Source organism: Burkholderia sp. SIMBA_051, from assembly GCF_046534915.1.
Lineage (GTDB): Bacteria > Pseudomonadota > Gammaproteobacteria > Burkholderiales > Burkholderiaceae > Burkholderia > Burkholderia ambifaria.
The window spans coordinates 213,557-225,129 of record NZ_JAWRXS010000007.1; the positions used below are offsets into that span (position 1 = coordinate 213,557).

An 11,573-nucleotide genomic window follows, 5' to 3' on the forward strand; every position below is an offset into this window, starting at 1 on the left:
CCCGATTTTTCGCCCCGGATTTATAGGTGAACGATTGTATCGTTTTACGAGATAACCATACAACCTTGGTCGCTTGAAAAACGCTAACGTTGATTTGCGTTATCGAACCCGTCGGCACCGTCCCCCGATGGCTGCCGGCTAAAGCTTCGCGAGCCAGCGCTGCAGCGACATGTAAAGCTTCTTGCGCGCCGAAATCCGATATTCCGAGTAAGTCGTCAGCATCCACATCTTGACTTTCCCGGACTGTTGCTCAAGTCGATTTCGCTTCAACTTGCCCTGCCCCGTCGACTGTCGCTGCGAGTGCAGCAAGCCGATTGCGTGTTGCGCGTCGATCACGGCGCGGGATACCGGATGGACATAACGTGGATAGCGCAGCAGCGTCCCGGCAATCAGCTCGTCGAGCGTCAGCCGGCGACTGCGACGCGACCAGACCGGATGGATATCGGATCTATTGCCGCCGACCGGCATGTGCTCGGCGCCTGGCGACACGCTCGCGAAGACGTCATTCGTCAACCCCCAGCCTGCATAAAACGGCGCACCGTAGCAGACGACCCGCTTGCCGCGCAGCAGCGCCTCGAAGCCGGTCAACGACGTCATCGTATGCACTTCGTCGGCCTGCTCGACGCATGCGATCACGTCGGATTCAGGCGCCACGGCATCGGCGAGTCGGCACGCATCGTGCAGCGCAACGGCACCCGCGCGATTGCCGCAGACGACGTCGGGATGCGGCTTGAAGACGATGAACGCGTCGGGATGGGCGGCCCGCACCCTCGACAGCAAGCCGAGATTCGTGGAGATCCACGGCGAGCCAGTCCGGATCGATGCATCGTCTTCGACCTGCCCTGGCACCAGAATCACTTTCGCCGGACGGGGCGACGGCAGCGCGACGCCACCGTTGCCGACGTTGTACTTGCCAATGCGTGCGTCGACCAGCGCCGCGCGCACGGTGCGCGCCTCGGCGAGTTCCGCATCGTCGAAGCCGCCTCGCTCGAGGATCGCCTCCAGCCGGGACGGCGTGCGCGGATCGAAATAGATGCCGAGATCGTCGATCACGAGCGAAAGCGGTGCGACCAGGTTCGAGCCCAGCCCGACGGACCGGATGAACCCGTCCTCCATGCGAAGCACGGGCAAGCCCAGTTCCTGCGCGGCCGCAGCGACATCGGGACGGCGGGCACCCCAGAGCACGACGCGCCGCGACGCGTCGGGCGGCAGGCGCCGCAGCGCCGCCGGCGAGTCGACGAAACGCACGCGCGCGCCGCCGTGCCGTAGAAACGGCGCGACCACGCTGCGCTTCCACAGGCTCAGCCCGACGCACACGAGCTCGCCTCTCGTTACTTCGTTCAGCCGGCGCTGCTTCGCGAGATGGGCGATCACGTCGAAGATCGTGCCGCGACTGCCGGTTTGCGGATCGATGTAGCGGCAATAGCGCAGATACGCTGCGTCGAACAGCTGCTGCAGCGTCGCGCTGCCGCGACGAGCGGCAACGATCGGTGCGTGCACATGGCGATCGTCGGTGAGCCCCCAGCCGGCGTACCACGGCAAGCCGAATGTCACGACCGGCTTGCCGCACAGCAGCGCCTCGAAGCCCATTTGCGACGAAACGGCATAGACCTTCCCGACCCGCTTCAACAGCGAAGGCGGACTGACATCGGCGGACAGCAGGCGCACGCGCGGATCACCGAATGCAGCGTCGACGAGATAGCCGGCTTTCTTGCCGCACATCACGTCGGGATGCGTCTTGATCCAGACCGGCTTGCCGGGGTTTTCGGCGAGCGCGGCGGCAAGCATCGCGCGGAACGACGACGCGTCGGCCCCGCCCAGGCGGACGGCGACGTCACCGCTGGTCTGGTCGATGACCAGGACCGCGTCGTCATGCCAGTCGTCCGGGGGAACGAAATCGGGTGCGTGGTTGTATTTCGACAGGCCGTGGCGAACGATTAGGGACATTGCGTGGTCGGCCTTGATCCGCGATTCATCGGCATGGTCATCCTGCAGCGTGGCGGCGTCCTTCACGAGCATCTCGAGACGGGATGGCCTGCTGGCGTCGTAGTAGATGCCCAGATCGTCGATGACGATCGACAAGGCGGGATCGCCGAGAACGCCCAGGGAGACTGAGCGGAGGAAGCCGTCTTCGATGCGCAGCACGTCCACGCCGGCGCGCAGCGCCCACGCCTGCGCGCGCTGGCCACTTTCACGAAGGCCCCAGCCGAGAATGCCGGAGATGCCGGATCGCTGCCATGGCAAGCCGCACGAAATAACACCGTCGAGCCAGGGGGTGGTGCCACACCATGTCCACAGGCCAACGCTCTGAATGGGAACGATCCAGCGCGGCGGATGGCTCATGATTCCCCCCCGTCGCGCGTCCCGCCGTGCCCGATCGAACCTTCGGTACTCACCCGCGACATCGCAAGCAGCACCTTCAACTGTTGGACGAGACAACGTGCATACGGCCGACGCGCATAGTGATGATCGTACCGGCGGGGATGGCGCCAGGACCGTTTTACCAGGCCATCCGCCCCGAGCGCATGCGAACTTGAATCGAGGTACGGAATCCCGCGCGCGCGGCAATATCGTTCGATACGGGCATTGAATTCCCGCGCCAGCTCTGTCCGCTCGCGCTGGGTGGCCGACACCTGTTGACGTACCGCGGCCGTCTCGTCGCGCGGCGCGGCCTGGTTCGCCAGCGTTGGCAGCGGCGCGCTCAGCACTGCGACGCGGTGAGCCGCGACCACTTCGGCGATGAAGTCGCAATAGTTGCGAACCGCCTCGTCAAGCAATACAGGGATCGGACACGACCGGAATTCCACTAGTTTCCACAGCGAATAGGCGGTATCGACTTCACCGAGATTGAGCAGAACCCAATCATGTCTCGACGACTGAAGCCGGTTCGTGAAACGTAGCAATGCGGACGTAATCGAATGGCGGTTGTCGATGCCGATCGCGGTCGCGCCCGGAACGTATTCGATATCGAATCGCACGTTCGGCAGCGCTAATGCGAACCACGCGTGCTCGAACACACGAACGTGAGAATCCCCAAGGACCAGTACGCGCTGCGGCGGTCGATCGCTTACAAGCGCCGCGCATCGCCACCACACGCGCAACAGCACACGATCGCGCCCGCGTTGCATGATCGCGCTCACTGCCCCAACACCTCTGCAATCTGGCGGAGGCGATGCTGCCATGTATGGTGCTTCGCCACATCCTCCGCACCGGCTCGTGCGCGCTCGAGATCACTGTTGGACGGACCACCGCGCAGCCGTGCAAATAGCTCGCTCGCCTCGTCGCCGCTGCGCACGACATGACAGAAGTCCGCGAACATCGCATCGACCGATCGCGCCGGCGTGGTGACGGCAATTCCGCCACAACCGAGAATCTCGACCAGACGCCGCGAGAACATCGTCGGCGAGTCCTCGACGGTATTCACGTTCAGGGACACGACGTAGTCGCGGTACATTTGGGCCGTTTGTTCGTGTCGGACCGCATGCTGGACATCCAGGCCGTCGAGCGCCGGAAAGCGATAATGCGACGCCTTGCGGCTCGAATTGCGGTCGACGACGGTCAGGCCCAAACCACTCCCGCATGCCGCACCGAACAACGCGTCCTGCCACACGCGGCGACGCGCGTGATTCTCGCTGCTGTAGCTGCCGACGAAATTCGCCCGCCGGAATTTGAAGTCGAAGCCGGTGAACCCGTGCGTCCTGGGCTGAATCGCGAACATCAAGGTGTGCACCGACGCCTGCTCACCCATCACCGCCTTGTACCGCGCCACGGCATTGGCATCCACCGTAAATACATGATCGAACAGCTTCGCACTTTCCACGAAACGATCGAAGTGAACCGAGTCCTCCTTGTTCCAGAACACCGTCGGAATGCCACGATCCTTCGCGGCTTCGACGAGCCGAATCAGCGCGTGATTCGTTCGTTCCGGGTGTTCGGGATACGCGGCGATCTTGTACTTCCATCGATCGCGCAGGCCCGACCACGCCGACTCGACCAGCAAATAGTCCGGGCGCGAAAATGCCAGCCGCCAGCGAAATCCGCGGGGACCCAGCGAAATGACTCGACTATCGAAAACGAGGCTCGACGATGTCAGTCCGTCCGCGACCAGCGCGACAGTCGGATGCGTTCTGATGCTCAATTCCACTCCCGACGATCGACGCACGGCGCAACGCCGCGCGCCACCGAAGCACTTCGATGCCGCATTACGCCACCTTCTCCAGCACGAGCACGCCGTCGAGTAGATCCGCCGCATCTTCCTCGATACTCAAATAGGCGAGTGCACGCAAATTTCCGCCACGAAACCCGACCGAGAATCCGTCGTCCGGGATCGGGTTACCTTTGAAACGTTTAGCCAAATATTGCGCGACGTCCGGATGGCTGTCTTCCGCGGCACGGCTCGGAAACGGCACCAGAAAGCATGAACCCACCGGATGGGTTTCCGTGCTTTCCACCAATCCGACCGAACAGAACCGCGCAAAGTCGGCTTCGGCCGGATACTTGACGTCGACCCACGGTCTGCCGAGAAGCGAATCAAGCTTCGCGGCCAGCGATTCCCGCTGCACCGCGTCCCGCACGAAGTCCCACTTCTTCATCTTGAAACGCGGCTTCTGGCTTTCGCGCGGGACGGCCGGAGCTGGGTCCGGGTCCGGATGGCACTCGCGCTCCGCCTCGATATAGGAAATCGCATCCAGCGTACTGTCGTATGCGATGAAGCGCTGTGACCGGAATCCGACGCCGCGCTTGAAAAGGTTGATCCCCATCCCGTCATCCACGACGTACAGATAGTTGATCGATTTGACCCACGAATACTTCTCGATCAATTCCTTCACGACGTGAAATACGTTCAGGTTCATTACCCCGTTCTTCACGTGCTCCTTGTGACACAGGATGTGATTGATCTGCGCGAGCTCGCCAAACATGAAGAGCGTGATGTACGAGACCAGGCGCCCTTCGTGCACGATGCCGAAGAATCGTTCCGTGTGATATTCGCACCCGGCGGCGCTCGGGTTCAGCACATAAATCGGCGGGTTCGAATAGTAGTACTCGGGAATCGGCCGCCCCTGGCGCATCGGATCCGACGTGCGAATCTCGTAGATGTCCTGCTCGAAACCTGCGGGGCCACCTTCATGGAACCGGTATCCGAGGCGATTCGCCTTTTGAATCATGTTCCGGGACTTGTCGCCGATCGACCGCAGATATTCCTCGACCGTATCGGGAATCCTCAGAAATGCCGGGCTCGCCTTCTGGCGGCTCGCAGGCATCAATTCCCCGCTCGCGGCCTCGACAAAGACGGGCTCCCGGCCGAAACGATCGACATCGTGCCTCGACGCGAACGCATCCATCGACCTGAACCATTTGTCGCAATGGACAATGCACTCCGGGCCGCATTGGTGCCGTTTAAGCAGCAGGTTCGCGCGAATCGCCGGCTCGCGCGTGATGTTGACCGACTGGCTGCCGTCCTTGCGTTTCGCGATCAGCAAGGGGCTATCGAGTACGGCGCCACCGGAATCCACGCTGACGTCCGAGAGGACGACGGGACCATCGAAGTTCCAGGTCAGCATCTTGAGCGACGTGATCCGGCTATCGACTGCGATCTCCGTCGTCAGCCGCTTTTCGCGCATGTCGCTCTTGAGATAACGAAAGTAACCGACCCACGACTTCATGTACCCCATCGCATGCATGTCGGCATCGACGAGATTTTCGCCGGCGACGACGAGCAACAAGTTGCGGTTGCCCGATAAATCGCCGTTGACGGTCGCGCTCAGACGGATGCGTGTCGCTGCCGTCGCGCGTACCGAAACCTCGAGACCTTGCATCCCTTTCTGCAATGTCACGCGATCGCTGTACCACGCGGTCACCGGCGTTGCGTCTTCGTGGCGAAACCGGCTTCCGGCGAGTCGCAGCTTGTCCCGCACATACCTTACGATACCCACGCTGCTCCCCTGCTCGTCAGAAGTTTCCGCGACAGCCGCTCCGGTCCGCGCCACATATCGATCGAGACCATCGAGCAAGTGGGTGTAATACCCGGCCACATAGTGAAATGGACTCTTTCCCCACTGATGGTCGATTGCGCCGACGAGCAAGGTCGAGTCGAAATGCAGGAATTGCTCGTCGGCGAGATCTTCTCGCATCCGCGCATATTGCCGCGCCAGGAATGCGTTCGCCTGCGCGACGTCGTCGCGCGAATATGCCGGCGAGAAATCGGTGCCGTCCGAGCAGGCCGAGCCCCAGTACACCTCGTTCACGATCAGCGCGTCGAGCCGCCCCTGCACGCTCAACGCCGCGACGAGTTGGCGCCAACCCGCTTCCCATCGGTCGAAGAACGCATCCGTGAATGGCTTGATTACCGTGCCGCGACGCGCCCGCGCATCGAATCCCGACGACAGCAGTTCACCCGATACGGTGCAGGACGCGCCACGGTCATCAACGAACACGCTGAAACGTTCATCGATCAGGTCCATCAGCAACAAATCGAATCCGCCCGCGGCGAGTACCGCCACCAACCCGTGCTCGACGTCCGATTGAACCATCCTGCGCTGAAACGGTGACGCGATCGCGTCAAAGTCGACGTCCTCCACCACACCCGAAGAGAATGCAGTCGCCAGCGAAGTGCGCGCAAGATAACCCGCAAGCTCGTAGTGCTCGGCTTGCGGAAATCGGTCGGTAAAGGCGTCCCGGCTCACGCAACTTCCATGAATCAGAAGCTTCGGTTTACTGCGCGCCATCCATTTTTCCTCGTACTTGTTTTTAGTTGTCGTCACGCAATCGCGCAGCGCCTGTCCCGAAGAACGGGTCCGTACGCCCTGCGAAGTTCACCGCGGCGGGTGAGCAATCGCTCCATCCGCCTCCCTCGAGGCGAACGATCGTCGAATACGTCCTTTCCCCGTCTCTCGAGCGAAGATCGACGCCGGTGGCCGGCGTGACCCTGCCGAACTCGAAGGCAGTCCAGCCGCGAATCTTGTCGTCACGCTGGCCCTTGTATATATCGGCATCTGAACCCCGATGGATGAGGGTGCCGGCAAATTTTTGTGCGCTCAGATGGAGGCACGCGCCGTCGCTCGCCGCTTCAACGCCCGGACCGAGGAGGAAGCGTTGCACCACATCGGCAGTGTCGGGTGCGTCGAACGTGTCCACCACGACGACTTCATGCGATCGACCCACGAACACATAACGATTGAGCATCGCGCCGCATCCGGGCACCGAATAGGCACAAGCGATCCGGACGCCATCATCCGATTCTTCAAAGCGCTCGATGCAACCCGAGACGGGGCCGAACTTCGACTGGACCTCGTGTCGCGGCAAGCCATCGAGCAGGGCCGGAACAATAGCACTATGGCCAGTGGTCGATGTGATGCAGCGTGAATAAGGATCGCTCTGATCGTAGGAGTAGCTGCCGGCGTCGACGATGACGTCCACGCCCTTGTACTGCAGATAGATAGACGAATCGTCCATCTGCTTGTGCCATTCCGTGCGCCCGCCGCACACCAATGAAAAATAGAGGCCGTCGCGCTTCACCACGGCGAATCCCGATTCGAAGAAGCAAAACGCGCCATCCCGCGACGGCAGCCCGAGATCGTAGCGCGGCGAGTCGCCTATCGGCGGAATTTTACCGTCGGGAAGCACGCACAGTTCAAGCGCATGGGACGCTCTTCCAATCAGTGCATCGATTTTGTCGCGCAGGTCGTCGGCGATCTGGAGGTTCGCTAGTACGGTGCGGAGCTTGCGGTATAGCGACAGATTGAAATTGTGATAGCCGATCGTGTTCTCGTTGCACAGACCGTCCTTGTCGAACGACTGCGCGGCAAGCGACAGAATCCGATCCTCTGCGACCTTCAGATAACCGCTGCCTTCACCATCGGCCAGTAACGCACACACATAGATGAGCGATGTCGCGCCCATCAGCTTGTGGTTTCCGACGCCAAGATTTCGGTCGTCGGCAAGCCATTCTGCCCAGCGGTGAATTTCGCGCAGTAGACGCACCCGCAGCGCCGTCGACGCCCCAACCTCGTCGAGCATCTGATGGCAGGTCAGCAACACCTTCAGCCGCTCGCTTGCCGAGTGGTCCGCGGACGGAATACGACCAATCGCAAGCCGATTCTCGGCAATGGCCGTGAAATCCATGAAGTTGGAGATCAGATCGATTGCCAGCTTGCTTGCGTCAGCATCCTTGCGTTGTGCCCAGGTTGCGAGCAGACGACCAATATAGGCGAGCGAGTAATACCACATCCGGTCGGCATTCAGCGCGAACGTGTGGTTCCACGGGAACCGTGCACCGACCTTGACGTCGATGCGCGTGGCCCCTGTCATGAACGACATCTGAGCAGTGCCGGCGGTCAGCCAATCCTCGGCAAGTGGCTGGTAGTCATCGACCAGTCGCACACACTCCAGTCTGGATGGACGGACTGCCGTCGCTGCCAGGAAATCGGCTTCGGCCTTGACTTGAACGTCTGTCGTCTCGGCGGCATCCAGCGAGGCGCCGGGCGCCTCGGTCACCTTCTCGAGCACCAGGATGCCGTTACAGAACTGTTCAGCCCAATCCGTGATTTCAAAGAACGCGAGTGCACGCAATTCGCCCCCCTTGAAACCGGCCTGAAAGCCGTGGTTTCCGACCGGGATTCCTTTGAAACGTCGATTGAGATAGTCGGCGACGCCGTGACCGGTCTGCGCGTCGGCCCGAGCGGGGAACGGAACAGCGATGATCGTCCCCGCGGGCTGAACCGCAACAGACCTCATCAATCCCTTGCCGATGTACTCGACAAATTGTTCCGGGATCGGCTTCGGCATCTCGATGACGGCACGCCCGATTCTGTCGGCGACATGTGCAAGCGCCCCCTCTGCCCCGATCGATTCGCGAATGAACGTCCATTGCGACAACCGGAGTTTTTCCTTTCCCTTGCTTGGGTGCTGCCCGCTCCGCACGTCGCCCGGGTCCGGAGACACCGATTGCGCACGGGTGCCGGCAAATGTCGCCGGCGCACCGTCATACGTCAGCAAGCTGCGGGGAGAAAATCCGACGCTACGCCGAAATCTGTCGATGCCGCTATCGTGGCCGGCGATGTACATGTAGTTCACCGCCCTCACATGAGGATGACGCGTGATCAACTCATCGACCATATGCAGCACGTTGAGATTCATCACGCCATGCGTCGCATGCTCCTTGTGGCAAAGAATATGATTGACCTGCGCCAACTCGCCGAACAGGAGGACGGTGATATAGGACACCAACCGATCACCGAGAAAAATGCCGACAAAGTTCTCGGTATGTAGCTCGCAACCCGCCGGATTCGCTGCGACTACGTATTGCGGCGGGTTGGTATGGAAATACTCCGGGATCGGGCGCCCCTGGCGCATCGGATCGGACGTCCTGATTTCGTAAATGTCCTGGCCCAGCATCTCGGGCGTGAGGCGCCTGAATTCGTAGCCCAGCTTCCGGGCCTTCCGGATCATGTTTCGCGACTTGTCGCCGATCGACTTCAGATACGCGTCGAGCGACGCCGGGATTTCGAGCAACGCGGGTTGAGCGCGCTGCAGCGAAGCGGGAACCAGTTCCCCCGTGCCTGTTTCGACATACACATCTTCTCGGCCGAACGCATCACTGCCCGTCCGGATCGCGAACTCGTCCATCGACTCGAACCAGCGATTGCAATGTGCGACGCAATGGAAGCCACAGCTCGCGTTGCGAGTCAGGAAATTGGCCGAAAGCGGCTGGCTGCCGTCCGCGGTCAGCGGGTGCCACTTCTTCACGATCCTGCTCGATGGGCCGGAAAACACCGGAACGGCGTCTTCACTTGTCAGTACGACGTCCTCTAGCACGACAGGCGTCGTCATGTTCCATGGCCGAATCTGAAATCCGGTTACCTCGGGAATCACATCGAAGTCGAACGCGAGCTTTCCGTCTTTGATGGACGGAAGCAGATAGCGATAGAAGCCGGACGACGTCTTAATGAAGCCGATTTCCGCCGCCTTTGCTTCGGTCAGATATTCGCCGGTGATCACGAAAAGCATGTTGCCCTTTTCGGGCAGCGTCCATCCGACCTTCGCGGACAGACGAACCGCGCTCTTGCGCTCAACGGTGAACACACCGCTCAGCACCCCACGCCCACGATTCAGTACAACTCGATCGACCCATGCTTCATTCATGGCGGCACCACACCTTGCTCATTATTCTCAGGCCCGTGGCCCCTCTTCATTGACATGCGAGTCGTGCAACACGCCGACATGATTCGTCCTTCGGCCCGGCACCACGCTGACTGATTCGATCGCGTCCGGCCCTGACTGCGCGAGCCTGACCAGGAACGCATTGATCGCCTCTTTCGGCGGCGGTTCGTGTCCTTGCGCAAGACTGCCGAGATGCAGGAAGAATCGATCTTCCAGCCATCCCCAGAATTCGGTTCCACGAACGTGAGGCAATCTCGAATTCGACAGGAACGGCTTCAGGTGGTAATCGGTATGCCAGTCGGTAAAGTTCTGCAAATAAACCACGTGATTCCCGTCGCTCGGATAGACCCGCCACACATCGGCCACGGCCACTTTCTCGAGCCTTTCGCGAAGCGTCGCGAGATCCTCCGTGCCAAAGCAAACGCGGCCGAAATTCCGTACGGCCGTCTCCTCGAACGCCAGGATGGAAGTCTGTGGATTCCACACGAAGGCGGTTGAATCGGCAAACTTCGTCGACAGATACAGCGCTGCGAAGCCGCCCCCCGATCCGCCCCAGAACACCAGCCTCTCCGGAGCAAGAACCGACCGGACCTTCTCCGTGATCAATTCATACAGGTGCTGCAGCGGCGTGGTCGACGTGCCGACGTGCCAGGCAAGCGTCAAATCGGGATCCAGCAGCAACGCGGGATCGGAGAAGATGAGGACGGAACTGTTCACGTCACTCATCATCGATACGCCACTGAACACGGGCAGCTTGAACACATCCGATCGCGGTGCATTGCCGTGAAGGAAGCAAAATAGCGCCGGGCTGCGCCGGTCGACGAGCAGGAACTCGATCAACAGATCGTTGACCGGGATGATGTGCGCCGAATTGGGCAGCACCGTCGCGGACAGAAATTCGCTGATGCTGGCCCACACTTTCGGTGGATATCGCGCGGCATCGCGCGCAGCTGCGTACCGTGCCGTCAATTGCTGGGCGGAAGGACTCGTGACGGCGACGAAGGAGTGAAGACGTACGAAGTCGTCCGCCCCCCACGTGACGATCTTGAAGCGGACGGTACCCGCAAAGGGTGTAGCCTGGGAAAATTCCCAATCGACTGACACACGTCCCGCACGCGTCGGCACGTATCGATACCACCAACCATGATGGGAATGTACCAGTCCCAGTCGCTCGAGCTGATTCGGCGGCTCGCTGAATTCGACCTGAACCAACGCGCAATTGGTCCCGATATGTGGCCCGCAGACCAGATCCATGCAGACCGAGAATCGCTGCACGTCCGTGATGTCGAGCGAAAACTGCACGCCTGCGCCGGATAGCTGAATGCCATCGGTCGAGTGGTAGCAGTTTGAAGTATCGTTCATAAGCCGAGACAGTAAATCTGGGAAATGCAGCGCCGGGATCGGTGACAACACCG

Annotated in this window: 6 protein-coding genes; all 6 read right to left on the bottom strand. The window is 60.9% G+C overall.

The genetic code is table 11. The features are described 5' to 3' along the window. Positions 1–138: 138 nt before the first annotated feature. Entirely contained in the window at positions 139–2,439 is a 2,301-nt protein-coding gene (locus SB771_RS19180) for a capsular polysaccharide biosynthesis protein (protein ID WP_244096809.1), read from the bottom strand. Beyond that, a complete protein-coding gene (locus SB771_RS19185; protein ID WP_244096810.1) occupies positions 2,340–3,140 on the bottom strand; it encodes an SGNH/GDSL hydrolase family protein in 801 nt (266 codons plus the stop codon). The genes SB771_RS19180 and SB771_RS19185 overlap by 100 nt, the downstream gene beginning before the upstream one ends. Further along, entirely contained in the window at positions 3,137–4,138 is a 1,002-nt protein-coding gene (locus tag SB771_RS19190) for a glycosyltransferase (protein WP_175661460.1), read from the bottom strand. Before SB771_RS19190 ends, SB771_RS19185 begins: the two co-directional genes overlap by 4 nt. Before the next feature lie 64 nt (positions 4,139–4,202). Continuing rightward, complete coding sequence (locus SB771_RS19195; protein ID WP_175661461.1) at positions 4,203–6,725, bottom strand: DUF6270 domain-containing protein; 2,523 nt, start codon at positions 6,723–6,725, stop codon at positions 4,203–4,205. A gap of 22 nt (positions 6,726–6,747) precedes the next feature. Further along, entirely contained in the window at positions 6,748–10,140 is a 3,393-nt protein-coding gene (locus tag SB771_RS19200) for a heparinase II/III family protein (protein ID WP_244096811.1), read from the bottom strand. 27 nt (positions 10,141–10,167) lie between these two features. After that, positions 10,168–11,571, bottom strand: coding sequence for a hypothetical protein (locus tag SB771_RS19205; RefSeq protein WP_175705055.1), 1,404 nt, complete (start codon positions 11,569–11,571; stop codon positions 10,168–10,170). Positions 11,572–11,573 lie beyond the last annotated feature (2 nt).